Annotated in this window: 28 protein-coding genes and 3 riboswitches; of the genes, 3 read left to right on the top strand and 25 right to left on the bottom strand. The window is 41.1% G+C overall.

Annotated elements, in window-relative coordinates; translation table 11 throughout:
- Window positions 1–105 precede the first annotated feature (105 nt).
- From spxB to JQ841_RS06860, 4 genes are all read right to left on the bottom strand, one after another.
- A complete protein-coding gene (spxB, locus tag JQ841_RS06845; RefSeq protein ID WP_203180492.1) occupies window positions 106–1881 on the bottom strand; it encodes a pyruvate oxidase in 1776 nt (591 codons plus the stop codon).
- Between the two features lie 322 nt (window positions 1882–2203).
- Complete coding sequence (locus tag JQ841_RS06850) at window positions 2204–4447, bottom strand: heavy metal translocating P-type ATPase (protein ID WP_203180493.1); 2244 nt, start codon at window positions 4445–4447, stop codon at window positions 2204–2206.
- 9 nt (window positions 4448–4456) lie between these two features.
- Window positions 4457–4828 (bottom strand): cupredoxin domain-containing protein, encoded by a 372-nt coding sequence (locus JQ841_RS06855; RefSeq protein ID WP_203180494.1) that lies wholly within the window; start codon window positions 4826–4828, stop codon window positions 4457–4459.
- A gap of 10 nt (window positions 4829–4838) precedes the next feature.
- Window positions 4839–5234: a CopY/TcrY family copper transport repressor gene (locus tag JQ841_RS06860; protein ID WP_203180495.1), complete on the bottom strand. Its 396-nt coding sequence runs from the start codon at window positions 5232–5234 to the stop codon at window positions 4839–4841.
- A 183-nt stretch (window positions 5235–5417) separates the two neighbouring features.
- Window positions 5418–5515: riboswitch (TPP riboswitch) on the top strand.
- A gap of 83 nt (window positions 5516–5598) precedes the next feature.
- Between JQ841_RS06860 and thiD the strand changes: the two genes are divergently transcribed.
- Complete coding sequence (gene thiD, locus JQ841_RS06865; protein WP_203180496.1) at window positions 5599–6390, top strand: bifunctional hydroxymethylpyrimidine kinase/phosphomethylpyrimidine kinase; 792 nt, start codon at window positions 5599–5601, stop codon at window positions 6388–6390.
- 159 nt (window positions 6391–6549) lie between these two features.
- On the opposite strand, the gene thiE (JQ841_RS06870) is transcribed toward thiD, so the two are convergent.
- The 14 genes from thiE (JQ841_RS06870) to JQ841_RS06935 form a co-directional block, all read right to left on the bottom strand.
- On the bottom strand, window positions 6550–7182 hold the full coding sequence (gene thiE / locus JQ841_RS06870; protein WP_203180497.1) for a thiamine phosphate synthase: 633 nt from the start codon (window positions 7180–7182) through the stop codon (window positions 6550–6552).
- Window positions 7175–7978 (bottom strand): hydroxyethylthiazole kinase, encoded by an 804-nt coding sequence (gene thiM / locus JQ841_RS06875; RefSeq protein WP_203180498.1) that lies wholly within the window; start codon window positions 7976–7978, stop codon window positions 7175–7177. The genes thiE (JQ841_RS06870) and thiM (JQ841_RS06875) overlap by 8 nt, the downstream gene beginning before the upstream one ends.
- Entirely contained in the window at window positions 7978–8502 is a 525-nt protein-coding gene (gene thiW / locus JQ841_RS06880) for an energy coupling factor transporter S component ThiW (protein ID WP_060627903.1), read from the bottom strand. Before thiW ends, thiM (JQ841_RS06875) begins: the two co-directional genes overlap by 1 nt.
- Before the next feature lie 3 nt (window positions 8503–8505).
- Window positions 8506–9198, bottom strand: coding sequence for a thiaminase II (gene tenA / locus JQ841_RS06885; RefSeq protein WP_060627901.1), 693 nt, complete (start codon window positions 9196–9198; stop codon window positions 8506–8508).
- Window positions 9199–9208: 10 nt separating this feature from the next.
- Complete coding sequence (locus JQ841_RS06890; RefSeq protein ID WP_203180499.1) at window positions 9209–9859, bottom strand: energy-coupling factor transporter transmembrane component T; 651 nt, start codon at window positions 9857–9859, stop codon at window positions 9209–9211.
- Window position 9860: 1 nt separating this feature from the next.
- On the bottom strand, window positions 9861–11246 hold the full coding sequence (locus JQ841_RS06895; protein ID WP_203180500.1) for an ATP-binding cassette domain-containing protein: 1386 nt from the start codon (window positions 11244–11246) through the stop codon (window positions 9861–9863).
- Window positions 11247–11807 carry an ECF transporter S component gene (locus JQ841_RS06900; protein ID WP_000915275.1) on the bottom strand — a complete coding sequence of 187 codons (561 nt, stop codon included), beginning with the start codon at window positions 11805–11807 and terminating at the stop codon, window positions 11247–11249.
- A gap of 156 nt (window positions 11808–11963) precedes the next feature.
- A riboswitch (TPP riboswitch) is annotated at window positions 11964–12052 on the bottom strand.
- 95 nt (window positions 12053–12147) lie between these two features.
- A complete protein-coding gene (gene thiE, locus JQ841_RS06905) occupies window positions 12148–12777 on the bottom strand; it encodes a thiamine phosphate synthase (RefSeq protein ID WP_000468570.1) in 630 nt (209 codons plus the stop codon).
- Complete coding sequence (gene thiM, locus JQ841_RS06910; protein ID WP_203180501.1) at window positions 12767–13561, bottom strand: hydroxyethylthiazole kinase; 795 nt, start codon at window positions 13559–13561, stop codon at window positions 12767–12769. The genes thiE (JQ841_RS06905) and thiM (JQ841_RS06910) overlap by 11 nt, the downstream gene beginning before the upstream one ends.
- Window positions 13562–13697: 136 nt before the next feature.
- Window positions 13698–14366: a TenA family protein gene (locus JQ841_RS06915; protein WP_203180502.1), complete on the bottom strand. Its 669-nt coding sequence runs from the start codon at window positions 14364–14366 to the stop codon at window positions 13698–13700.
- Between the two features lie 214 nt (window positions 14367–14580).
- Window positions 14581–14669, bottom strand: a riboswitch (TPP riboswitch).
- Between the two features lie 148 nt (window positions 14670–14817).
- Window positions 14818–15954, bottom strand: a complete 1137-nt coding sequence (gene lctO / locus JQ841_RS06920) for an L-lactate oxidase (protein ID WP_000120723.1) — start codon at window positions 15952–15954, stop codon at window positions 14818–14820.
- A 160-nt stretch (window positions 15955–16114) separates the two neighbouring features.
- On the bottom strand, window positions 16115–16420 hold the full coding sequence (locus JQ841_RS10110; RefSeq protein ID WP_165442212.1) for a hypothetical protein: 306 nt from the start codon (window positions 16418–16420) through the stop codon (window positions 16115–16117).
- Window positions 16421–16440: 20 nt separating this feature from the next.
- Window positions 16441–16755 (bottom strand): hypothetical protein, encoded by a 315-nt coding sequence (locus JQ841_RS10115; protein ID WP_002880183.1) that lies wholly within the window; start codon window positions 16753–16755, stop codon window positions 16441–16443.
- A gap of 172 nt (window positions 16756–16927) precedes the next feature.
- Window positions 16928–17488 (bottom strand): TetR/AcrR family transcriptional regulator, encoded by a 561-nt coding sequence (locus JQ841_RS06935; RefSeq protein WP_000111604.1) that lies wholly within the window; start codon window positions 17486–17488, stop codon window positions 16928–16930.
- Window positions 17489–17741: 253 nt separating this feature from the next.
- Between JQ841_RS06935 and JQ841_RS06940 the strand changes: the two genes are divergently transcribed.
- The gene (locus JQ841_RS06940) at window positions 17742–18365 is read left to right on the top strand and encodes a cysteine hydrolase family protein (RefSeq protein WP_000483067.1); all 624 of its coding nucleotides are present in this window, start codon (window positions 17742–17744) and stop codon (window positions 18363–18365) included.
- A 50-nt stretch (window positions 18366–18415) separates the two neighbouring features.
- Here the strand turns inward: JQ841_RS06940 and pyrE are convergent, their stop codons facing one another.
- The 7 genes from pyrE to typA form a co-directional block, all read right to left on the bottom strand.
- The gene (gene pyrE / locus JQ841_RS06945; RefSeq protein ID WP_203180503.1) at window positions 18416–19048 is read right to left on the bottom strand and encodes an orotate phosphoribosyltransferase; all 633 of its coding nucleotides are present in this window, start codon (window positions 19046–19048) and stop codon (window positions 18416–18418) included.
- A gap of 33 nt (window positions 19049–19081) precedes the next feature.
- Window positions 19082–19783: an orotidine-5'-phosphate decarboxylase gene (gene pyrF, locus JQ841_RS06950; RefSeq protein ID WP_203180504.1), complete on the bottom strand. Its 702-nt coding sequence runs from the start codon at window positions 19781–19783 to the stop codon at window positions 19082–19084.
- A 233-nt stretch (window positions 19784–20016) separates the two neighbouring features.
- On the bottom strand, window positions 20017–21270 hold the full coding sequence (locus JQ841_RS06955; RefSeq protein ID WP_203180505.1) for a cell division protein FtsQ/DivIB: 1254 nt from the start codon (window positions 21268–21270) through the stop codon (window positions 20017–20019).
- Window positions 21271–21279: 9 nt separating this feature from the next.
- Window positions 21280–22338, bottom strand: a complete 1059-nt coding sequence (locus JQ841_RS06960; protein ID WP_203180506.1) for a UDP-N-acetylglucosamine--N-acetylmuramyl-(pentapeptide) pyrophosphoryl-undecaprenol N-acetylglucosamine transferase — start codon at window positions 22336–22338, stop codon at window positions 21280–21282.
- A 1-nt stretch (window position 22339) separates the two neighbouring features.
- A complete protein-coding gene (murD, locus tag JQ841_RS06965) occupies window positions 22340–23692 on the bottom strand; it encodes a UDP-N-acetylmuramoyl-L-alanine--D-glutamate ligase (RefSeq protein WP_203180507.1) in 1353 nt (450 codons plus the stop codon).
- A gap of 115 nt (window positions 23693–23807) precedes the next feature.
- The gene (locus tag JQ841_RS06970) at window positions 23808–24062 is read right to left on the bottom strand and encodes a DUF3165 family protein (protein ID WP_045607243.1); all 255 of its coding nucleotides are present in this window, start codon (window positions 24060–24062) and stop codon (window positions 23808–23810) included.
- A 19-nt stretch (window positions 24063–24081) separates the two neighbouring features.
- A complete protein-coding gene (typA, locus tag JQ841_RS06975) occupies window positions 24082–25923 on the bottom strand; it encodes a translational GTPase TypA (RefSeq protein WP_000164111.1) in 1842 nt (613 codons plus the stop codon).
- Between the two features lie 161 nt (window positions 25924–26084).
- On the opposite strand from typA, the gene JQ841_RS06980 reads away from it, so the two are divergent.
- The gene (locus JQ841_RS06980) at window positions 26085–26810 is read left to right on the top strand and encodes a 16S rRNA pseudouridine(516) synthase (RefSeq protein ID WP_203180508.1); all 726 of its coding nucleotides are present in this window, start codon (window positions 26085–26087) and stop codon (window positions 26808–26810) included.
- The last annotated feature ends 24 nt before the right edge of the window (window positions 26811–26834 follow it).

Raw genomic sequence — 26834 nt, forward strand, 5'->3', positions numbered from 1 at the left:
TCTCTATGAAAATCAAAGAACAAACAAGGCATCAAACCGCAGGCAGTACTGGAGTACGGCAAGGTGAAGATAACGCAGTTTACATTTGATTTTCGACGAGAGAAATTATTTAATTGCGCGTGATTGCAACCCTTCTTCTTCCAAGAAGAGACGGAATGGTACGAGTTCTTCTGCTTCGTATTTTTCCTTGAAGTCTTTGATTGCTTCTTCTGAGTGAAGTTTTGGATCCAATTCAAGTACTTCTACTGGAAGTGGACGGTGTGGAGTGATGCGAGCATCGATCACAACAGTTTTACCTTCTTTGTTGAGTTTAACAGCTTCTGCAACAACTGCATCGATGTCTTCGATACGGTCAACTGTAAATCCTACAGCACCTTGCGCTTCAGCGATTTTCGCATAGTCAGCATTAGGGAAGTCACAACCAAACAAGTGTTTGTTTGTGTCTTCGTATTTGTCCTTGATGAAGGCATATTTACCATTTGAGAAGACAACGTTGATAACTGGAAGGTCGTATTGAACGTTTGTGATCACGTCTGGGTAGCACATGTTGAATGCACCGTCACCCATGATGTTCCATACTTGGCGATCTGGATTGTCTTTCTTAGCAGCGATACCACCAGGAAGGGCAATACCCATTGTCGCAAAGAGTGGAGATGTACGCCACATGTTCTTAGGTGTCATGTGAAGGTGACGAGTAGATGTTTGAGTAGTGTCACCTACGTCGATTGAGTAGATAGCGTCTTGATCAGCATGTTTATTGATAGCATTGTAAACTTGATACAATTGCAATTCGCCCTCAGTTTTACCTTCGAGTTTGTTCATGTAATCACGCCAGTTTTGGTTATTCTTAACGTTTGCACGCCACCATGGAGTAGATTCAACTGGGTTCACTTTGTCAAGGATTGCTTTCGCTGCTTGACCTGCATCACCAAGGATAGAAGCGTCAAGGGCATGACGTTTACCAAGTTTGTAAGGGTCGATATCGACTTGGATGAATTTTTCAGTGTTCTTGAAGGCTTCGTAAACTTCAGCAAATGGGAAGTTTGAACCAAGGAAAAGAACTGTGTCTGCTTCGAAGACAACTTCGTTAGCTGGTTTCCAACCAACACGGTAAGCAGAACCTGTCAAACCTTCGTAGTTCCATTCGAAAGCTTCAAAGTTTTTACCAGTTGTGATGATTGGTGCTTTGATTTTACGTGACAATTCAGTAATCACTTCACCAGCTTTAACACCACCGTAACCAGCATAGATAACTGGACGTTCAGCATTGTTCAAGATTTCAACAGCTTTGTTGATTTCAACTTCGTTCAAGGCAGGAGCGATGAATGAACGTTCGTATGAACCTGAACCGTAGTATGAGTTTTCATCGATTTCTTGGAAACCAAAGTTTACTGGGATTTCAACAACAGCTGGGCCTTTTTTAGAAACTGCAGCACGGCAAGCTTCGTCGATTACTTTTGGCAATTGCTCAGCGTAAGCTACACGTTTGTTGTATACAGCGATACCGTTGTACATTGGGTTTTGGTTCAATTCTTGGAAAGCATCCATGTTCAATTCGTTAACTGGACGTGATCCAAGGATTGCTAGGAATGGAGTGTTATCCATAGCTGCATCGTAAACACCGTTAATCAAGTGAGTCGCACCTGGACCACCTGAACCAACTGCAACCCCGATTGAGCCGCCGAATTTAGCTTGCATAACCGCTGCAAGAGCACCTGTTTCTTCGTGGCGAACTTGCAAGAAACGGATATCTTTGTCTTCAGCCAAAGCATCCATCAATGAGCTGAGTGTTCCAGATGGGATACCGTAGATTGTGTCTACGCCCCATGTTTTCAATACATTAAGCATTGCTGCAGATGCAGTAATTTTCCCTTGAGTCATAATGATAACTCTCCTTCAAATATTTTTAAATCTACTAAAAAAGGTTTCATATAGTTTTTGAAAACGTTTCAGTAAATTTTTACAATACTAATTTATCACATTTATTTTGACTTTACTAAGAATCTGCTCAGAAGTTTTTATTCTCTATTACAGTACAGTTTGAAAACGTTTTTAGCTTCTGTTTTATAATACTCAATGAAAATCAAAGAGCGAACTAGGAAGCTAGCCGCAGGTTGCTCAAAGCACAGCTTTGAGGTTGCAGACAAAGCTGACGTGGTTTGAAGAGATTTTCAAAGAGTATAAAAAGCGAGCAAGCCCGCTTTTAATCTATTTTACTAAAGTTTAAGAGAAGGGAACTAGTCAGAACGGATACAGAACTAAAGGCCATGGCTAGACCTGCCAGTTCTGGGTTGAGGGCCAGTCCAACACCTGAAAAGACTCCTGCTGCAATCGGAATTCCGGCGACATTGTAGATAAAGGCCCAGAAAAGATTGAGCAGAATTCGATGAAAGGTTTTCTTACTCATGTCAAAGGCACGAACCACTCCTAGGAGGTTATTAGTTGTCAACACCAAATCTGCTGACTCGATGGCGATATCTGTTCCAGCTCCCATAGCAATCCCCACATCTGCTACACTAAGGGCAGGAGCGTCATTAATCCCATCCCCAACAAATGCTACTTTGCCAGTCGCTTGTAGCTTATGGATTTCATGAGCTTTTTCTTCTGGCAAGACACCTGCAATGACCTCTTCGATTCCGATCTGATCGGCAATAGCACGCGCCACACCTGCATTGTCTCCTGTCAGCATGACTGTTTTAAGACCTCGTTTTTTCAACTGACTGATGGCAAGCTTGGCATTTTCCTTAGGAATATCTTGCAGAGCAAGCAAGCCTTTGATTTCATTCTCAACAGCCAAGAACACAACTGTCTTAGCTTCTTTTTCCAGTTCTTCTAGTTTTTCTTGATAAATGCTAGAAATATCCATGCCATCCAGCATTTTAGCATTTCCAAGCAGAACTTGTTTTCCATTGATTTGCCCTGAGACACCTTTTCCGTGCAAGGCTTGGAAATTTTCAACAGTTTGAAACTCAAGTCCAGCTTCACTCGCTCGTTTCACAACGGCTTCAGCCAGTGGGTGTTGGGAAGATTCTTCCAAGGAGGCTGCCAATCCAAGCACTTCTACTTCGTCGCCTATGATATCTGTTACCACAGGCTTCCCTTCCGTCAAAGTTCCAGTCTTATCAAAGACAATCGTTTGAACTTTCTGGATTTCCTGTAGAACCGTTCCATTTTTGAGGAGAACTCCCATCTTGGCACTGCGACCTGTCCCCACCATAAGGGCCGTCGGTGTTGCAAGTCCCAAGGCACAAGGACAGGCAATAATCAGAACTGCTACTCCATAGAGAAGCGAAGACACAAAGCTCGCTCCAAGCACAACTACACTATCCCTGAGCAAGACGAACCAAACCCAAAAGGTCACAATCCCTAAAATGACAACTGCTGGGACAAAAATCCCTGAAATTTTATCCGTCAAGTCCTGAATCGGCGCACGACTTGTCTGAGCTTTCTTCACAAAATCCACAATCTGAGCCAAGACAGTCTCTGAACCAACTTTTTCTGCTCTAAAAACAAGTGTTCCACTATTATTGATGGTTGAACCAATGACGGTATCTCCAACTGTCTTGTCCACAGGCAGACTCTCACCTGTCACCATAGACTCATCAATACTAGAGATACCTTCTACTACGACACCATCAACTGCAATCTTTTCACCAGGTCGCACCCGAATCAGGTCTCCTACCTTGACTTGGTCCAAGGGAACTTGAACATAGTTATCCTCACGCAAGACTTCTGCAGTTTTAGCCTGCAAGTCCAGTAATTTCTCCACAGCTTGGGAAGTATTTTTCCGCATTTTCTCCTCAAAAACGGCTCCCATAAGAACGAAGAAGAAGATAAAGGCAGCACTTTCAAAGTAAACGGGGAGACCAGCGAAGAGGGCAACTAAGCTATAGAAATAGGCCACTAGGGTTCCCAGAGCAACCAAGGTATCCATGTTGGCATTGTGCTTTTTAAAACTAGCCCAAGCACTTTGGATATAAGGACCACCTGCTACTAGCATAATCGGTGTTGTGGCTAAAAAGGTTCCCCAACGCATGACTTGGTGACTAATTCCTCCTGTCGACATCCCAATCATGAGGATCACAAGAGGCACAGTAAAGATACTAGTAATCCAAAAACGCTGTAAAAGTGATAGAGATTTTCGAGTCTTCTCAACAACTGTATAACTTCCCTTTTGCATCTTCATACCACAAGAAAATTCATGTTGACCTAATTCTTGAGGTGTAAAACGAATGACTTTCTCTTCGTCTACGCCGATTGGTTCTAAGATGCCTTCTTCTTCAAAAAGAATTTCCTTATAACAGTTTGAAGGAGTAGTACGATGAAAGGTAATCTCAGCTGGAATCCCTTTTTGAAGCTGTATATGAGCTGGATGGTAGCCTTTGTCTGCCGTGATACGGATTTTTTGAACACCATTTTCAAGACTTGCTTTTACAATTTCAGTCATATCATTCTCCTATTCTACAATAATCTTACCGTGCATCATATTCATGCCACAAGAGAAACCATACTCTCCAGCCTGCTCAGGCGTGATTTCCACTACATACTCTTCCCCCATTGGCAGATCCGCATGTACACCAAAATCTGGAAAAACAATTTGGTCCAAACATGGTGAAGGATCCTTGCGGTCAAAGACAATGCGGGCTGGCACTGATTTCTTGAGGATAATCAACTCAGGCGTATAGCCCCCCATGACTTCCACTCGAATCTCTTGGTAGCCCTTTTTTTGCTGGGCTTTTTGTCCAGATTTTTCAGGCTTTTTGAAAAACCAAAACAAGATAAACGCGATAAGGGCAATACAAATAATGGTTACAATACTATTTAACATGACGTCTCCTTTACATACAATTACATCTTACTTCTGTCACAGCGTTTGATTTCTTCTCAGAAATCACAGCTTCCAAGTCTTCCAAGTCAGCCTGAGTAAAATCACATTCAGCAATCAAATCAGCTAACAAGTTCTTAATCCTACGAGAACAAACCTTGTCTTTGATATCTTGGACAAGTAAATCCCGACTTTGGTCCAAAGTTAAAAGTGCTGAATAAACAAAAGACTTGCCTTCTTTTTTCCGAGTCAAACACTCTTTCTCAACCAAACGAGCCAAAAGAGTTTGAATGGTTGACTTGGACCAGTCGAACCGCTCCGCCAGAACCCTGATCAAATCCATACTGGTCTGCTCTCCTTGCATCCAAATAATCTTCATGACCTGCCATTCTGCATCTGAAATCTGCATAATCACACCTCCTAAATCTACATTTGTCGATTACAATTGTTAGTATATTCCTAAAATCTACATTTGTCAACTATGAAATTAATCTTTTCTTTGAAAAATTGAATTTTAATCATTTGATAAAGGATTTTCAGTCAAATCTTACTATATAAACTATAAAAATATGCTATACTAAAGAAAAAAGAAAACAACCACTAGGGGTGCGTAAAGCTGAGATTAACGACTGTTAGACCCTTTGACTCAATCTAGGTAATGCTAGCTGATGGAAGTGGAAATGATGATGGGGACTAGCAGTCTTCCATTGCCTTTCTAAAACAGACCAGCTTGTTCTTAAGAATACAAACTTCAGTTGGTTGGGAGGTTTTAGATGACTTATTTACCCGTTGCTTTGACCATTGCAGGGACTGACCCTAGTGGTGGTGCTGGCATTATGGCTGATTTAAAGTCATTCCAAGCTAGAGATGTCTATGGAATGGCCGTTGTGACCAGTCTTGTCGCTCAAAATACCAGAGGCGTTCAATTGATCGAACACGTTTCTCCTCAAATGTTGAAAGCCCAATTGGAGAGTGTCTTTTCGGATATCAAGCCTCAGGCTGTAAAAACTGGAATGTTGGCAACTACTGAAATCATGGAAATCATCCAGCCCTATCTTAAAAAGCTGGATTGTCCCTATGTCCTTGACCCTGTTATGGTCGCTACGAGTGGTGACACCCTGATTGATACCAGTGCCAGAACTTACCTAAAAACAAACCTACTTCCCCTTGCAACCATTATCACACCCAATCTTCCTGAGGCAGAAGAAATTGTTGGCTTTTCGATCCATGATCCTGAAGACATGCAACGTGCTGGTCGCCTGATTTTAAAAGAATTTGGTCCTCAGTCTGTGGCCATCAAAGGTGGTCATCTCGAAGGCGGTGCCAAAGACTTCCTCTTTACCAAGGATGAGCAATTTGTCTGGGAAAGCCCACGAATTCAAACCTGTCACACCCATGGTACTGGGTGTACCTTTGCTGCAGTGATTACTGCTGAACTAGCCAAGGGCAAAAGTCTTTATCAAGCAGTTGATAAGGCCAAGGCCTTTATCACAAAAGCTATTCAAGACGCCCCTCAACTCGGTCATGGTTCTGGCCCGGTCAACCATACAAGCTTTAAAGATTAAAAAAACTCTCTAGTTCCCACTTTTAGGGAATTAGAGAGTTTTTATACTCTTAGAAAATCTCTTCAAACTACGTCAGCTTTATCTGCAACCTCAAAGCTGTGCTTTGAGCAACCTGCGACTAGCTTCCTAGTTTACTTTTTGATTTTCATTGAATATTAATTAGGAAATAATGTCATCCAGCTTTGTTAAAAAGGCTTGCGTTTTTTCCTCTATATCTTCTGCTTGCATCAGATCGCGTACGACTGCTACTCCAGCTATTCCAGTGCCAACAAGCTGGTCAATGTTCTCTGACGTCAAGCCTCCGATAGCAACTACTGGAATGGCGACCCTTTGGCAAATTGTCTTCAAGGTTGAAATCAGGGTGATAGGCGCATTTTCTTTAGTCGTAGTCGGGAAAATGGCTCCTGTCCCCAAGTAATCTGCTCCCCCTTCTTCTGCCTCGAGGGCTCTTTTTACCGTTTTAGCTGTGACACCGAGGATTTTTTCAGGGCCCAAGACTTGTCGGGCAACCGAAACTGGCAGTTCATCGTCGCCAATATGCAGACCAGCAGCATCAACTGCAAGACAAACATCCAAACGATCATCGATTATCAAGGGTACCTGATAGGCATCTGTTATTTCCTTGACTTTTTTTGCCAGTTGATAATATTGATTGGTTGTGAGATTTTTTTCTCGTAATTGGACTATGGTAACTCCTGAACGGCAGGCCGTCTCAACCTTTTCAAGAAAGCTTTCCACTGAATCTTGGTAGCGATTGGTTACCAGATACAATCTAAGTGCTTCTCTATTCATAAACATCTCCTTTGATATCATCTAGCCAGTTTTCATCTCTTTTGAGGAGCGAAAGCTGATTAAGTACTTGGTAACGAAAATCTTCTAATCCCATTCCTTGAACAACTATTTTCTCAGCAGAGATATTGAGATAAGAGACTGCCAAGCAAGAAGCTTCAAAACCTGTCTTTCCTTGGCTGAGAAAAACAGCTGTTAAGGCTCCAACCAAGTCTCCTGTCCCTGTTATCCAGTCTAATTCTGCACAGCCATTCTCCAGTAAAGCAACCTGATTCTCTGAAACGATGAGGTCCTTGGGACCTGTGACTAAGAATGATATACCTGGATAGGTCTGACACCAGTCTTTCAAGACTTGAAGCAAATCCTCAGTTTCTTGATCTTTAGCACTGGCATCAACCCCAACCCCGTGGTGTTTTAAGCCAACAAGACTTCGAATTTCCGACATGTTTCCTTTAAGGACCGTAGGTATATAGTCTAAAAGGTCTTTAACTAATCTCTTACGAATGGATGAAGCTGTTACGCCAACCGCATCTACTACCATTGGGAGACCAGCTTGAGCTGCATAAGAAGCTGCCATACGGATTGCTTTTTCCTTCTCAGCTGACAAATGCCCCAAATTGATGAAGAGAACCTGGCTTTGCTTAGTAAAATCAAGAACCTCACGAGGGTCATCTGCCATGACAGGTTTGCATCCCAGAGCCAAAATCCCATTTGCTAACATCTCACAAGAAATCTCATTGGTAATACAGTGAATGAGGGAACTAGAGCCTATAGGAAAAGGATTTGTAAATGCCTGCATCAGTCTATCCTTTCACCAAAGAAATATCCCTGCACTTTTTTAAAGAATTCCTGCTTGATTAAAAATCGAAAGGCAATAAAGGAAATCGCTGTACCAATCAAGGTTGCTCCGAAAAATCGAGGAGTGTAGATAAACCAGCTAAGCTTAGCAGCTGATCCTGTAAAGAGTACCATAACAGGATAGGAAACAATAGAACCAATAATACCTGTTCCCAAAATTTCTCCCAAGGCAGAAAAGTAAAATTTTCGACCATACTTATAAAAGAGACCTGCTAGAAGGGCTCCAAAAGTCGCTCCTGTGAGAGCTAAAGGCGGAATCCCTTGAGTCGTCATACGGATAAAGGCTGTCACTGTAGCCATAACCAAGGCATAAACAGGTCCCATCATGATTCCTGCTAGAATATTGACTACACTGGACATCGGTGCCATTCCCTCAATCCGAAAGATAGGCGTAAGGACTACATCAAGGGCAATCATCATGGATAAAATGGTTAATTTGTGAACTTGAAGTTGGTGGTTTCTCATTTTCTATTTCTTCTCTTTTTCTAAGGACTGCAAATCACTCGTCCATGTTTGATGTTGGTAAGCCATCTCCCAAAACTTGGCTTCCATGTGGACACTTCTGTGGAAGGCCTCTAGCATTTTTTGTTTGTCCGTCTCGTCACTTTCTCGATAGAGCTGATTTACCAAAGCTTCTTCCTCTCGAATCTGCTGCTCCAACTCATCCGTAATATAAGTTTCAATCCATTGTTGGTAGAGAGGATTTGGTGATGGTTTAAGATTAAGTGATTTGCCTATATCATGATATAGCCAAGGACAAGGCAGCAAGCTCGCAAAAGCAATGCCCAAGTTTGGCTCTGCAAATTGACGATAAATGTGAGAGATATAATGATAGCAGGTTGGAGCGATTGGATGTTGCTCCATTTCCTGGTTGCTGATTTCCAATTCCTTGAAAAATTGTTGGCGGATAAATAACTCACCTTCCACTAGACTCTGAGCATTTTGTTTCAAGAGTCTTTTCATCTCTTGGTTTGAAGTCTTATCAGCCAAGAGGTGATAGGCTTCTGAGAAGGCCTTCAAATAGTAGGCATCCTGAATCAAGTAATAGCGAAAGATGGACAGGTCTAAATTTCCCTCTTGTAACTGTAATACAAAGGGATGATGAAAGGAGGCCTGCCAAGCTTCCTTGGATAATTCCATCGCAATATCTGTAAATTCCATAATAACTCCTTTATAAAAATAGACTGGTTTGAAGCAATAAAAAGAAAAGCAGGTAGATGAATATTGTCCTTTGAGGAATATAAAAAGTCCGATAGCGATTCTCCACCTGTGCATGTTCGTCATATCCATGCGCCGATAGGGCTCTCAGGTAAAGATGGCGCCATCTAAAGACCGTCATCAAAACCTTACTGTAAATCAAGGGCGACCAAAAATGTAGTTCTTGACCGCGTAATAAGCAAGCTTCCTTGAGGGACTTGATTTCTTGCTGAATAAGGGGAAAGGAATTGAATACCACAATCAAGGCATAGGCCCAAGAGCGTGATAACCCCTTTTGAGCCAAGTACAAGAGAAGCTCTTTTAGGGAAATAGAGGAAACAAAAACAAGACCAATACAAACGGTCACAAAGGCCCTCGTTCCAAGCATGACTGCCTGCGAAGTATCTCCATGTAACTGAACTGCCCAGTAGTTGGCCAAAGATGGCAAAATGGCGAGCAGAATCATCCAAGCCAATACTTTAAATCGACGGTAATAGAGCATAAAGAGAATGCAAAATGCGACTACCGAAAGATTCAGAGCAATCGAAGGAATGAAAGATGTTTCCAAGGATAAAATCAGCAAGAAGAGACTGATAATCGGTGTCTGGGTTGCTACTTTGACCATACTACTTCACCTCCCCTTGGGTATTGCTACTCTGAGATGTGAGTGGTTTGGTAATTGTCACTGCTTTCACATGACTGAGACCCTGACTAGTCATCTCAATCCAATAATCAACCACAGAGATCAAGGGATCTAAACGATGGCTAATGATCAGAAAACTTCTTCCCTGATTTCTCTCCTCCAGAATCCACTGACAAAAATAATGGCAGGCTCTATCATCCAAACCTGCAAAAGGTTCATCTAGCAAAATCACAGACGCCTTGCTGGTCAAGATGGTCAAGAGCTGAAGAATCTTTTGCTGGCCACCACTTAATTGATAGGGACTCTTATCAAATGCCTGCTCCAGATCAAAATATTGTAAAGCTTGGAGAATCCGCTGATTTCTTTCAGAGTCTGGACTATCTAATTGCAGTTCCTCTCGCAGACTGACTCTGATAAACTGCTTCTCAGCTTCCTGAACAACACCCGTCAGGTCACGATACAAACTCTTTTTCTTTTTCAGGACTGTCCCCCTCCAAGTAATTCGTCCTTTATACTTTTGAAATTGAAGAATAGACCGAAAGAGGGTTGATTTCCCGACACCATTATCACCCAAAATACAGGAAATTCCTTTATAGAATGTGAAATCCGCAATCGAAAAGAGGGGGCGCTTATCCAGCTCACAAGTCGTTCCATCCATATGGAATAGTTCTGGGCTAGAAGCAATCTCCTTTGAAACAGCCTGTGTCATTTCAGAGGCAGGGATTTGATTTATTTTCGTTAGTTGTCCGTCTCTTAGCTCCACCATATGGTCGATATAGGCTTCATAGTCAGATAAATCATGGTCGCACAAAATAACTGTCTTCCCATTAGAGGCCAACTCTTTTAGAATCTCCAATATCTCTATCCTACTCTTGCGGTCAATGGAAGCGAAGGGCTCATCCAAGAGATAGACCCTAGGATTCATAGCAAAGAGAACAGCCAAAGCAGCCTTTTGCTTTTCCCCACCTGATAAGTGATGGATGGGACGGTGCAAGATCTTCTCGCAGCGACATTGTCGAACCACATCTGCTATTTTAGAATCAATTTCCTGAACGGGATGCCCAATATTTTCCAAGGTAAAAATCAGCTCCTCAAACAAGTTCTCCATGGTAAATTGATGATTGGGATTTTGAAAGAGAATACCAACCGTCTGGACACGTTCGATGATAGAAAGCTGACTGACCTCGCTCCCATTTATCAGGACTTGACCGCTATAGGGAAGAGAACTGACTTGGGCAATCATTTGAAAGAGGCTGGATTTTCCTGAACCACTGCTCCCAACTAACAAGGTAAAGGCTTGCGCATGAAAAGTAAAATCAAGCGGCTCAGGGAAGATTGGTGACTGAATCGCTCGTAGTTCCAGCCCCATCTATGCCTTGCCTCCAGCTGCAAACTGATGATAGAGTTTGACAATGGCACGAACCAAGATGGTACAGAAGAAAAAGACGGAAATAAAACGTACTACAAGCAAGGAAAGGACAAAAGGAAGGGAGAAGGCATAGTAACCTAACTTAATGTATTCATAGACAAAGCTAACAAGCGTAATCCCAATACTATTGGCAGTTAGAGAGAGCCAACTTTCATAGCGATTCTTGGTTACGATAAAACCAAGTTCACTTCCCAAACCTTGAACCAAGCCAGACAAAAGGGCACCTAGACCAAATTGGCTACCATAAAGGACTTCAGCAAGCGCAGCTAGCACTTCTCCAATCGTTGCACTTCCGACTCTTGGAACAAAGATTGCAGCAATAGGCGCAGCCATACACCAGAGACCAAAGAGGATTTCATTGGCAAAGGCCTGTAAACCAAGAGGTGCTAAAATCAGGGTGAGGATATCAAACAGATAGCCTGAACCCACAAAAACACCACCAAAAAAGATAGACAAGAAAGCAAGTAAGATAACATCTTTTAACTGCCATTTTTTCAACATAAAAAAACTCCTTTTTTAAAGAAAAGTGGGGTATTCAATGTGAGCTACCTAAATGCTTTGTATCATCTTCATCCAGTTTCGTAAAAGAAAAAACTCTAATTACAGATAGGAATTAGAGTTCAGCTTACAAGATTAGATGGTTAGTTTCTATAAATACAAAACCATTTCACATTTCCCTTCGCCAGTCTTAACTGTATCAGGTTCAATGGGTATCATCTCAGCCTAAAGCACCCCAAATGTCTTTATTATTTAATTATATAAATATTATAACAAACGATTTTTTCCAGTTCAAGAAATTGAACTGGAAATACAGCAGATCTTTCTTTGGTTAGATCGATACCTATTTTTCACTCATTTCTCGAACAGTTTTTTCTATATTTTTTGCATACGATATTGCTGAAATGATTGAAACACCGTCAACATTGGTCTTCATAATGTCTTTAATATGTTGCGTCTGTATCCCACCAATTGCAACTAAGGGCATTTGTGGCAATAGTTTTCTCATCAATTTAAGACCTTCATAACCTATAGCACCACCAGCATCGTCCTTTGACTGGGTATCAAATACAGGACCAACACCAACATAATCTACATATTCAACTTTTGATTGTTGAAATTCTTCCTCGTTTTTTATAGAAAGACCAATTATTTTATCTGGCATCAATTTTCTAATTTCATCAACTCCAAGGTCATCCTGTCCTACATGTACGCCATCAGCATCTATTTCCAATGCCAAATCAATATCATCATTAACGATAAATGGAACATTATATTTTTTACAAAGAGCCTGTAGTTTTATTGCTAGTTCGACTTTTTCTATACCTTTCAGGGCTCCCTCACCTTTTTCACGGAATTGAAATAAGGTTATACCACCTTTTAAGGCTTCCTCAACGACCGTATATAGATCTTTTCCTTGGCAAGTAGTCGTTCCACAAATAAAATATAGTTTTAGTAATTCTTTATGAAACATTTTTCTTCACTCTTTTGAATTTCTTTACATCTTCGTCTGTAATCTCGTATAAGGCATTTATAAATTCAACTTTAAATGTTCCAGGAAGATGCCCATTTGGACGTTTTTCTGCCATTTCTCCAGCGATATTGTAAACCAACATTGCTGTTTCTAATGATTTCAATTCTTGACCTTTTTCTAGTCCGATAAAGCTTGCTACTACAGCACCTAATAAACATCCTGTCCCAATAACTTTTGGCATCATGGCACTACCATTATGAATCGTTACCACTTCTCCATTTACCGCAATAGCATCCACTTCACCTGTTACTACTATTGGAATATTGAACTTCTCATTTGCTGCTAGAGCAATTTCATCAATATTATCTACTCCCGCACTGTCTACTCCTTTAGATACCACATTTATCCCTACTAAAGAGGCAATCTCTCCAGCATTTCCTCTAATCGCTGCGAGTTTGTAATTGTTAATTAGATCATCTGCTACTTTTTTTCTATATTCTCCTGCTCCACAGGCTACAGGATCTAAAACTGCTGGGACATTATATTTCTCTGCAATTTTCAAAGCAGCTTGGTATAATTTCCAATTTTCATCTGTCAATGTGCCTATGTTTATTAATAAACCTCCAGCATACTTTAATAAGTCCTCTAAATCTGCTGGAAACTCACTCATGGCTGGTGAGGCACCCAGTGCTACTAATCCATTTGCTGTGAAATTTTTTACTACATCATTGGTTATACAAATGACCAAAGGTGCTTTTTCTTTTAATAATTTTAAACTTGTCATATTGAAATTCTTCCTTCTAACTTTATACGATCTACTGATTTCGATTTATCTCTATCTTTCGTTAAGAAATTTTTTTCATTTACCATTTACATTGAATGATTTACCTCATCAAATTTGTAAATATCCTAAACCTTCTCTAGGCGTCATAGCCAATATCAAAAAAGGCTAATTCTAAGGCAACTGCTTGATTCCAGCGTTCCTGAAGTTCTGTCAAATCTTCTCGACCTTTCCCGAAACGATTGAGTTCGTCAACCAGAAATTGAACCCACTCTGCAAAGAAAGGACCTCTGTGGAGATTGATCCATTCCGAATGAATATAGGCTTCAGGTAGAGCCAAATCTTTAGAACCCCAGTCTAGATAGAGCCCTTCTGCAATGACCAGCATGACCAAAAGATGGGCATAGTCTGATGATGACACAGCAGAATACATAAGCTCCTGAAAGGCTTTTGTTACAGGATGCAAGGTCACTTCCTGGTAATCATTCTCAGATACTTTTAACTCTTTAAAAGCCTTTTGGAAATAACCGTCTTCATCTGCTTCAAGAAAGCCTAGTTGCTTGGCAAAACGAAGTTTGGATTCAAGCTGGTCTGCGTGGGCTACGCAAGCACCCAGCATGGATAAAAAGGCATCAAAGAAGTGATAATCCTGAATCAGGTAGTCTTTTAAGACCTTATTCTCAATTGCACCTTCAAAAAGTTCCTTAACAAAACGATGATTGATTGCAGCCTGCCAATCCTTCTGACTATTTTTTAATAATTCTCCAACAGTCAAACCTGGCTGAAATGCATAGTCTTGTGTTTCCATATTTACTTTTCCTCTCTTTACTCGTTCGTAATCAACAAAACAGCAAGAAAATCCTAGTTTTACTTGACCTTTTTAAAGAAAATCAAGGGCGTTCAAGAAGTGCTACCTAAATGCTTTGTATCACCTTCATCCAGCTTATATAAACAAAAAACTCCAATTACAATCAAAAATTAGAGTTTTGCTTACAAAATTAGATGGTTTTTTCTTTCTCAAGAAAAAACTATTCACATTTCCCTTCGACAGTACTAACTGTAGCAGGTTCAATGGGTATCATCTCAGCCTAAAGCACCCCAAATGTCTTTATTATTTAATTACTGCACCAGTATAGCAAAAAATGAAAGCCCTAGCAAGATATTTGACTGAAAAATATATTTATATAGATTTCAATGGTGATTTATTCTTCCTATAGACGAAGAAAAACCTCCACATCAAGTGGAGGCAATCTCTTTTATCAATACAATTTTAAGTCGCGTGGGTCAACTGGGAAGGTTGGGTTGTATGGGTTATGACGAAGTTTAAAGTGTTTAACATCTTCAATAGTCTGAGTTCCAGACAACTGCATGACTGTCTTCAATTCCGCATTCAAGTGTTCAAAGACTTGACGCACACCAACACTACCGCCGAGAGCCAAGCCATAGATAACCGGGCGGCCAATAGCTACCAAGTCTGCTCCTGAAGCCAAGGCTTTAAAGACGTGTTGGCCACGACGAATACCAGAGTCAAAGACAATTGGCACACGTTTATCAACTGCTTCAGCTACTTCTTGAAGTGAATCGAAGGCAGCTGGTCCACCGTCGATTTGACGGCCACCATGGTTGGTCACCCAGATACCAGAAGCACCTGCAGCAAGCGAACGTTCAACGTCCTCACGGCATTGTGGTCCCTTGACATAAACAGGAAGTCCTGAGTATTCAGCGATAAATTCTACATCACGTGGAGACAAGCGTTGTTTAGCTGATTTGTAAACAAAGTCCATTGATTTTCCAGCACCTTCTGGCAGATATTCCTCAACAATCGGCATGCCAACTGGGAAGACAAAACCATTACGCTTATCGACCTCACGATTGCCCCCTACCGTAGCATCAGCCGTCAAGACAATCGCTTTATAACCTTCAGCCTTCACACGGTCCATGATGTGGCGATTGATACCATCATCTTTACTAAAGTAAAACTGGAACCAATGAGGTGTCCCTTGAAGGGCTTCCGTAATTTCTGGAAGGTCGACAGTAGAGTAAGAGCTGGTTGTATAGAGAGAACCAAACTCATGCACACCACGCGCAGTCGCCACTTCACCCTGTTCATTTGCCAATTTATGAGCCGCAACAGGCGCCATAATGATTGGTGAAGACAATTTTTCGCCTGCAAATTCAATCTCTGTACTTGGATTTTCTACATTGCAAAGTGTATGAGGAACGATGAGTTTGTGGTTAAAGGCACGAATATTCTCACGCAAAGTGAAAGTATCCTCCGCCCCACTAGCGATATAGCCAAATGCTGCTTTAGGAATAACTTGTTGCGCCATTGGCTCCAAATCATAGGTATTGATGAAATCTACATGACCTTCTGCATTGCTTGTTTTGTATGACATAAAATGTCCTCCTTGATAAGTAAGCGTTTACTTTGTATATTACAAAAAATATTCTAACTCTTTTTTCAAAATTTTTCAAATATTTTGTTTGGAAATTTCATACTTTCAATCATTTTACAGCGATAATTAAAAATGATGAACTTTCTTAAGTTATGGAAATTCAAATAATCTTTTCATTTTCTAATACTTTATCATCAAATTGTTCAGCTAGTATAGTTGCTGAGTGATAAAGTTCCTTTGCTTTATTTTTATCATTTTCAAAATAAAGATAGCACTTAGCTTCAAATACTGAAATTCCAGGTTTATAGACTTGCAACGTTGTTACTGATAAAATTTCATTCATCTTTTTTACTAGAGATATCATATGTTTATAGTCATTATGAACAACATAAACAACCGCTATGGCACAAAGAACTGATAGTAGCTCTACATTATACATTTCATCACTAACTAATTGCTGTTTCAACAACTTAATCCGAAAATCATCTAATGCTCTCTTCTATAAATCAAGTCTTGACATTGCATAGCAAAATAATCAATTAATAGTAAATCATTGAATGTGTAAACTTGCTTTAGTGTTACTTGCTTAAAATAATCATCAAAAATATCTTCAGCGAAACTACCTGTCCCTGTTCTTATCAAGTCTAATATTCTTTCAATCAAGTCTAGACTCAGCAACTCTTCCTCAGGAAGAGCTAGTTCTTTATTTTCAAGAAAAGTATCTATCGGAACTTCTAATCGCTTAGATAAATATTGTAACTTAGTAATTGTTGGCAAGGATTGCCCAAGCTCAGTACGCATCAGCTGTTTGATTATTAAGTCAGCTTCTGTCCACAGACCTCTTCTCTCGTCAATTTGTGACGTTCACGTTTCTGTCTTACTCTATGACCAATTTCAGTTTTAATATCTGTTGTCATTCTTACCTCTAACCACAATCCATAAATTAACATACTTTTAATTCTTCGGCTAAAAATTAACAATAATTCTTTTTCAAATCCGTCATATTATTTTCCAAAACTTGGATGTCTTGGCTGACTTTGAGAATGACAATGCTGCCTTGAATACTGGAGATGACTTGACGGGCCTGCAACTGCGACCGTTCTTCTGACCAGTCAGCATGCAGGTCTTGCAAGAGGCTGGCTAACTTCTCTGTCCACTGGGTCATAAAATCATTGAGAGGACAGCGGAAGTTCTCATCTTCTGTGGACAATTCCACAATCAGATTACCAATTGGGCAACCATAAAAGACTGTCTGACTTTCATGAAATTGACAAACCCAGTCAATCATATCCGAAAACTTGTCACTGTCAGACTTGTCTGCTTCAAAAATATCTTCAAAAAGCTCTTTTCGCCACTTTGCTAAAATATCTTGAATGACCGTCAAACCAATTTCCTTCTTAGATTTGAAATAATAATAAAGCTGCCCCTTGCCAACATCAGCCACCTCCATGATGTCACTGATGGAGGTGGCATCATAACCCTTCTGATAAATCAATTCCTCAGCACTTTGTAAAATACGCTCTTTAACGCTCATCTGCTCACCTCTCTTTTTTCCTATTATAGCAGATTCAGAGTCTGAGACCAAACAATTGAAACCACCTCCTTTTGCCACTGTTTTATCATTAAAATTTTTGTTCTGAGCAAATTGATTTACAAATTCAATTCTAGATGTTATTATAATTGTACCGAACGGTCAGTATGTAACTAAAACTACCATTTGGAAAATCATCAAACTAACAGTCTAAATTCCTATTGGCTGTTAATCAAATCATATTAGGAGGAACCTCATGTTCAATCAGAAAAATGTCGCATTTGTTATCACAGACCCGCAAGTTGAATTCTTAAAATCTACTGGTAAAGGATTCGGAGCAACTAAAGATGTTCTTGAAAAAGTTAATACTATTGAAAATCTGACAAAGCTTTTCGCTCTTGCTAAAGAGCGTGGCTACAAGCGTTTTATCTCACCGCACTACTTCTATCCACACGATCACAAGTGGCAATTTAAAGCTGCTGGTGAAACGATGATGATTGAAAACGAAATGTTTTGGCGTGATAGCCAGTATTCAGCAATTCCAGAAGGCTCTGGAGCAGATATGATTGAAGAGATTAAACCATTTTTGGATGAAGATACTATTGTTGTCAACGGACATAAAATCTTTGGCCCAGAAAGCAACGACCTTAACCTTCAACTCCGCAAAAATGGTATCGACACCGTCATCTTGGCTGGTATGAATGCTAATCTCTGCGTGGATTCACACATGCGTGAACTCATAGAATTAGGCTACAATGTCATTGTTGTTAACGATGCTGTCGGTGCTCCAGGTGAAGAAGCCTACCAAGCTGCACTAACAAACTACGGCTACATTGCCAACCAAGTTTTGACAACTGAGGAAGTTATCGCTCAACTTTAGTATTAAAAACAAAATCAGGTAATCCTAGTGACTACCTGTTTTTCTATGTTTTAAGCATTTTGCCAATTTTCTTGGTCTTCTTTAAATCGTTTTAGAAGGTCGAGCCCTTCTGGTGTGATATAGCCTTCTTCTTGGGCTAGATGGATGAGTTCACTGTAGTTAGAAAGCGTTACTAGTTTGACACCTGCATCTGAGAAGTTCTTATCTGCTTTTGGCAATTGGTAGCTGAAAATCGCTACAACTCCAAGCACATCTGCTCCTTCTCGTTTAGCAGCTGCTACTGCTTCAAGAACAGAACCTCCTGTTGAAATAAGATCTTCAACCACTACCATTTTTTGACCTTGAGCTACACGGCCTTCAATTTGATTACCAGCTCCGTGGTCTTTTGGTTTGCTACGGATGTAGGCAAATGGCAGATTCATCTTGTCAGCAATAATAGCTCCGTGTGGAATCCCTGCTGTTGCAGTTCCTGCAATCACTTCTACCTTTGGAAAGGCTTCTTTGATAGCTTCCACAAAGCCATTTTCAATTAAGGTACGAGTTTCTGGATAGGCTAGTGTCACACGATTATCAGTGTAAATCGGTGACTTGATACCAGATGCCCAAGTGAAAGGCTCCTCTGGTTTGAGGTAAACGGCTTGAATTTTCAAGAGGTGGCTAGCGATATCTTTAGCAAGTGTCATGGTCTTCTCCTTTTATTTTTCTAATCTATTTCTTTAATTACAGTCCTGTGTCCATTCATCCTTAATGGCATGATAAGCTGCAACAGGATCCTCAGCTTGGGTAATGGGACGTCCCACTACGATATAGTCACTACCTATTTGATAGGCATCAGCAGGTGTCATCACGCGTTTTTGATCTCCTACTGCAGCACCTGCCGGACGAATACCCGGTGTCAGACAGATAAAATCTGGATTGGTGGCCTGCTTGATGAGTTCCACTTCCTGAGCCGAGCAAACGACACCATCCAAGCCAGCTTCAGCTGTCTTCTTAGCATAATGAATCACAGACTCTTGCAGGCTGGTTTGGATATTTTGAAACTCCTGCATCTGGGCTTCTGATGTTGATGTAAGCTGAGTGACAGCGATCAATTTGGCTTGACTTCCAAGACCTTCACGCGCAGCCTTCATCATCTCTACACCGCCAGCAGCATGAACATTGGTCATATCCACACCAAGCTGAGACAAGACCTTCATGGCTGACTTGACTGTATTGGGAATGTCATGAAGCTTGAGATCCAAAAAGACACTGTGTCCCAGATCTTTTAAGTAGGATACAATCTCAGGACCTGCTGCGTAATAAAGCTCCATCCCTACCTTAAGATAAAGACTTTCTTCCTCTGGAAAAAGAGCTAAGAATTCCTTGACCGCCTCAAAACTAGGAAAATCAAGAGCAATGACTGGACGATGTTCTCGCATAGGTTTCTCCTTTTACCTTTGCTAGTGAGAGAGTCTGGCCACAAGAAGTCACGAAAAAAGGAACCTGGCAACAGCAAGGTTCCACGAAAAATGGGTAGTCTCCACCCTTTCACCGTCTAACCTTAGCTGCCTCTCTGGACTGCTTTAAAGGTTTTTTACTATTCTATTATTTCTACTAGTACTTGTCAAGTAAAAACATGGTCACTAAAGAACTATAAGAGAAAAAGTAAAGCCTAGCGACGCGATGAACGCTGGTTTGTTTGATTTCGATTGCTCTCTTCCTCCAGCTTTTTCTTCTCTTCTTCCAATTTATTCTGCTGTTCTTCCAGTCTTTTCTTCTCTTCCTCTTTCTGCTTCTTCTCAGCTTCCTTAGCCTCTTGTTTGGCTTTTTCCTCAGCCTCCATAATTAATTTATCCGCAACTGTGTAACTGTAAACTCCAGCTTCCATGTCAATCACACTTGGTTCTGACAATTGAGGCTTAATCTTACTGTAGTAAGGCAATTTCTTACTCATTTCAGAAAGGGGAACCAAGACTTCGTCCGAATCATTCATAGTCAATCGAATTAAATCTGATGTCACCTTGCTTGGGGCTAGTTCCACCTTTTCGATGGCTGCTTTGAGTTCTGGACTAATTTGAGCAAGTTCTGACGTAAAGGCTTTGATTTGTTGGCTGTCATTAAAGAGAACTGATATATAAGTTTCTGGCAGACTTACCAAACTGACCGAACTGGTCTCAAGCTGACCGCTTGAAAGGATTGGATAATGACTTTCTCCAGAAACATAGTAGGCAACAATATCATATTCCTTGACCTTGATAGTAAACTTGGTTGGAAATTGATAGACGAGCTGGGCTGATTCAACCCAATAGTTAGACTTGATCTGCTCTTCATATTTTGCCTTATCTAGCAGAAGGTTAATCGTATAATCTGAATCCTGAATGCCTGAAGCCTGTCGAATATCATCAGCTGTAGTTTGCACCGTTCCCTCAACACGAATATCTTTCATGGTCGCATAAGGACTAAGCAAGTAGGCAGAGACGACCAATAAAAGCAGACTGAGAAACAAAATCGAGATAGCCCGCCAGATATGAACTCCTGGAATTTTCGGTTTAACCGGTTTTTCCTTTACAGGCTTTTTCTCTACTTTTTTAGCCTGTTTATTCTGTTTCTTTGGTTCTTTGGATTTTGGTTCTTCTTTGGATTCTTCTTTTTTGGCGTCTTCTGATTTTTCTGCTTTTTCTTTCGCATCTTCCTTGGCTGATTCTGGGTTCTTTGGTTCAGGTTCACTCTCTTGATCCTCAGTTTCATCTGACTTTTCAGATTTCGAAGTCATTCGAGCTTGTCTTTCCTTTTCCTTCTCCTCAGCTAGGGCCGCCTCTTCTTCAGCCTTCTTTTTTAGATATTCTTGGTTTCGTTTCTGCCATTCTGATAACTCTTTAAATTCTTCGAGGATTTCTTTACCCTCATTTTTCTTATCTTTTGACATTTACTTTCCTTATGATAAATCTTTTTTCAATAATTGATAAAAATCTGCTAGAGATTTCAATTCCTTAGAAGCCTTCATCTTAGCTTGGTAATCTTCCTTGTGGCTTAGTAAGTGAGAAAGCTTCTCTTCCAAACTATCCAAGGTCAAATCGCTTTCTTGAAGCTCTTCTGCATAGCCTTTCTTAACAAAGTAAGCTGCATTTTCAATCTGGTCTCCACGACTAGCTTCCCGACCAAGTGGCACAATAACATGTAATTTTGCCATGGCCAAGAGCTCAAAAATCGTATTGGCACCACCACGCGTCACAACAATGTCAGCCAATTCCATCAAGGGTTGATAGAGATTGGTCACATAGTCAACACGAAAGAGATTTTGGCTCAACTCGTTCAGACTAGAATCTCCAGTTAGATTGATAATATTGTAGCGCTCTGTCAGTTCTTTCTCATGGTCTGTCACCAATTGGTTAAAGACACGAGCTCCTGCAGAACCACCGACAAACAATACAGTTGGCAATTTGGGATTAAAGTGGGTTTGAATATCCACCAATTCATCTGGTTCTGGAGTGTTTTGGTTTGAAACCTTGGTCACCGCTCCCACATGCTCGACCTTAGACAAACTTGAATCTTGCTCAAAGGTTGAATACATCTTCGTCGCAAATTTATAGGCGATTTTATTGGCTAAGCCCATAGACAGGTCAGATTCGTGAATAAAGACAGGCACTCCTGATACACGCGCTGCGATAACAGGCGGTACTGAGACAAAGCCTCCCTTTGAAAAAAGAGCCTGTGGACGAAGTCGTAACATGATAAAGAGTGACTGGACAATTCCCCAACCAACTTTGAAGACGTCCAGCATATTTTGCCAAGAGAAATAACGACGCAATTTCCCAGTCGCAATGGAATGGAAGGTGACATCTAGACCCGATTTGAGGATTTCTTGGTGTTCGATGCCACGCTTGTCTCCGATATAGTGGACTTCCCATCCATCTTCGATGAACTTAGGCATTAACAAAAGGTTGAGGGTCACGTGTCCAACCGTCCCCCCACCTGTAAAGACAATTTTTTTCATATTATTCCTTTAACTCCGCTACTGTGTCGATAAAGAGGTCGCCACGTACTTCAAAGTTAGCATACATATCCCAGCTGGCATTGGCAGGACTGAGAAGGACTACATCTCCTTGAGTCGCAAGTTCATTGGCCTTGCGGGTCGCATCTGCAATATCAGTCGCATCCACATATGCCACACCAGCCTTGTCTGCTGCCCGTTTGACACGTTCTGCAGACTGACCCAGGATGACCATCTTCTTGAGCCCAGTAATATCTGGCACCAATTCGTCAAACTCATTGCCACGGTCCAAACCACCTGCAATCAAGACAACCTTGCTGTTGTCAAATCCTGACAAGGCTTTTTGAGTAGCCAAGATATTGGTTGACTTGCTATCATTATAGAATTTGATACCCTTGATTTCATCCACAAATTGGAGACGGTGTTTGACACCACCAAAAGATGAAAGAGTTTCTTTGATGGTTTGGTTATCAACACCACGAAGCTTGGCTACTGCAATCGTCGCAAGGGCATTTTCCACATTGTGGCTACCTGGAACTCCGATTTCGCTAGCTGCCATGACCACTTCTCCACGGAAGTAGAGTTGACCATCTTCCAGATAAGCACCATCAACCTTTTCCTGTGTTGAGAATGGTACAACTGTAGCTTGTGTTTTGCTAGCCAATTCTTTTGCCAAGTCTTGGTTAAAGTTCAAGACAAGGAAATCAGCCGCTGTCATCTTGTTCTGGATATTCCACTTGGCTGCTACATATTCCTCAAATGACCCATGGTAGTCGATATGAGTTGGCATGAGGTTGGTAATAACTGCAATCTCAGGATGGAATTCTTGAACGCCCATGAGTTGGAAAGAAGAAAGTTCCATAACAAGCGTGTCCTTGTCTGACGCAGTTTGGGCCACTTGACTAGCTGGATAGCCGATATTTCCTGATAAGAGACCATGTTGACCAGCAGCAGTCAAAACTTCCCCAATCATAGTCGTTGTAGTTGTTTTTCCATTTGAACCTGTGATACCGATAATTGGCGCTTCTGAAATCAAGTAAGCTAATTCCACCTCAGTCAAGACTGGAATTCCCTTGGCCAATGCCTTTTCAATCATGGGATTGCTGTAGGGGATACCTGGATTTTTCACCATAAGGGCAAACTCTTCATCCAAGAGTTCCAAAGGATGATCGCCTGTGATGACCTTGATCCCTTCTTCCAGCAAACTTTGCGCAGCTGGATTGTCCTCGAATGGTTTCCCGTCATTTACTGTCACAATGGCACCAAGCTTGTCCAACAAACGAGCTGCAGATTCACCAGACTTGGCCAAACCTAAAACAAGGACTTTCTTATTTTTAAATTGATCTATTACTTTCATGTCTCGAACTCCATTTCTACTCTTACTATTTTACCATTTTTATGGAAATAATTCTAAACGAAAATGCTCATATTCAGCATTCTAACAAGCAAAAAGAGAGCCGAAACTCTCTTCTTTATCTTTTTTTACTTTTATGGACCGACATGAGGGTAATATCTCGCAAGCTAAAGTATGCTAGGAAGAGCATGGCGATTGCGATAAAGAATTCTGTCGGTAGCTGAAAGATTTGCAGGACAGACAGCATGAGCAAAATCAAAAGTGCTACGAAAGCAAAGACGACAAGGACGATATTGACTGTCCCTTTAATGCTTTCTGGTGTCGCAAATACATAGAGTAGTAATAAGAGGAGTCCTATGATTAAATAAACCATCTTTATCTCTTTCTAGCTCTTATTCAGCTGATTTTTTCTTCTTGTTAGCTTTCTCACGCTCTGCCTTGTTAAGGATTTGTTTACGCAAACGGATAGACTCAGGCGTTACTTCCATGTACTCATCGTCGTTCAAGAACTCAAGAGACTCTTCAAGTGTCAAGATACGAGGTGTCTTGATAACAGCTGTTTGGTCCTTAGTAGCTGAACGGACGTTGGTCATTTGTTTCGCCTTAGTGATGTTAACTGTCAAGTCATTTTCACGAGAGTTTTCACCGATGATCATTCCTTCATAAACCTCAGTACCTGGGTTAACAAAGATTGTACCACGTTCTTCGATAGACATGATTGAGTAAGTTGTAGCCTTACCAGCATCGATAGAAACAAGGGCACCACGGTGACGACCACCAATTTCACCTGGAATCAATGGCAAGTATTGGTCGAAGGTATGGTTCATGATACCGTAACCACGAGTCATTGACAAGAACTCAGTTGAGTATCCAATCAAACCACGCGCAGGAACAAGGAAGACCAAACGAGTTTGACCATTACCAGTTGAAATCATATCCAACATTTCACCCTTACGTTCAGAAAGGCTTTGGATAACAGACCCTTGGTATTCTTCTGGAGTGTCGATTTGTACACGCTCAAATGGTTCGCATTTAACACCATCGATTTCTTTTACGATAACTTCTGGACGAGATACTTGAAGTTCATATCCCTCACGACGCATTGTTTCGATAAGGATTGACAAGTGCAATTCTCCACGTCCTGAAACCGTCCATTTATCTGGTGAATCAGTTGGGTCAACACGAAGGGAAACGTCTGTTTGCAATTCTGCCTGCAAGCGTTCTTCTACCTTACGAGAAGTCACCCATTTACCTTCTTTACCAGCAAATGGTGAGTTGTTAACCAAGAAAGTCATTTGAAGAGTTGGTTCATCGATGTGTAGGATTGGAAGTGCCTCAACTGCGTCTGTCGGAGTAATGGTTTCACCGACAAAGATATCTTCCATTCCTGAAACGGCAATCAAGTCACCTGCTTTAGCTTCTTGGATTTCACGACGTTCCAAACCAAAGAAACCGAAGAGTTTTGTAACACGGAAGTTTTTAGTTGTACCATCTAGTTTAGAAAGGGTAACTTGGTCCCCAACCTTAACAGTACCACGGAAGACACGACCGATACCGATACGTCCAACGAAGTCGTTGTAGTCCAAAAGTGATACTTGGAATTGCAAAGGCTCATCTGAGTTATCTACTGGAGCTGGGATATGGTCGATAATTGTGTCAAAGATTGGTGCCATCGTAGCTTCTTGGTCAGCTGGATCATCTGACAATGAAGAAGTTCCGTTGATCGCTGAAGCATATACCACTGGGAAGTCAAGCTGGTCATCATCTGCACCAAGCTCGATGAAGAGTTCTAAGACTTCGTCCACTACTTCTGCTGGACGAGCTGATGGTTTATCGATTTTGTTAACAACCACGATTGGGACAAGGTCTTGTTCCAAGGCTTTTTTCAATACGAAACGAGTTTGTGGCATGGTTCCTTCGTAGGCATCTACGACCAAGACAACACCGTCAACCATTTTCATGATACGCTCAACTTCCCCACCGAAGTCCGCGTGTCCTGGTGTGTCCATGATGTTGATACGAGTTCCGTTATAGGCAACGGCTGTATTTTTAGCAAGGATGGTAATTCCACGCTCTTTTTCGATATCGTTTGAGTCCATAGCACGCTCAGCCAATTCAGTACGTGCATCAAGCGTTTCTGATTGTTTCAATAATTCGTCAACAAGGGTTGTTTTACCGTGGTCAACGTGGGCGATAATCGCAATGTTACGGATATCTTCTCTTAATTTTGTCATGATTTCCTCTATAATATTCAAAATTTATTTTCTAACTGAACGATTATACCATAATTTCAAGTAAATAACATAATTCAAGCAAGTGTAAATGTTTTCACTCCGCTTTTCTTTTCACGTCAAGCCTTTTCAAAGCAAGCGACTTATGATAAGATAGGCACAGTATGCGTTTAGATAATTTATTAGCCAAAGAAAAAATCAGCCGAAAAGCCATGAAACAAGCCTTACTTAAAGGGGAAATTCTAGTCGATGGTTGCCCAGCCCGCTCCCTAGCTCAAAATATCGATACAGGGCTACAAGAACTCCTTTTTCAGGGTCGAATCATTCAAGGCTATGAACACACCTATCTTATGCTTCATAAACCTACTGGTGTCGTTACAGCCAATAAAGACAGGGAACTTCCAACCGTCATGGACCTCCTTCCGCCTGACATCCAGTCTGACATGCTCTATGCCGTCGGCCGACTGGACCGAGATACGACAGGACTCCTCCTCTTGACTGATAACGGTCCTTTGGGCTTTCAGCTCCTCCATCCCCAATATCATGTCGATAAAACTTATCAGGTTGAGGTTAATGGACTTCTGACACCTGACCATATCCAAGCCTTTCAAAAGGGAATTGTCTTTTTAGATGGTACTGTCTGTAAACCTGCAAGACTAAAGATTCTATCTGCAAGTCCTTCCCACAGCCAAGCCTCTATTACCATTTCAGAAGGAAAATTTCATCAGGTTAAGAAAATGTTCCTCTCGATTGGTGTCAAGGTGACTAGCCTCAAGAGAATCCAATTTGGGGACTTCACATTGAACCCAGATTTAGCAGAAGGTAACTACCGCCCTTTGAACCAAAAAGAGTTACAAATCATTAAAAACTATTTAGAGATGAGTCGATAAAACAAAAAAGCTTTAAAATTAAAG

The organism is Streptococcus mitis, from assembly GCF_905187535.1.
GTDB classification, from domain to species: Bacteria; Bacillota; Bacilli; order Lactobacillales; family Streptococcaceae; genus Streptococcus; species Streptococcus mitis_BS.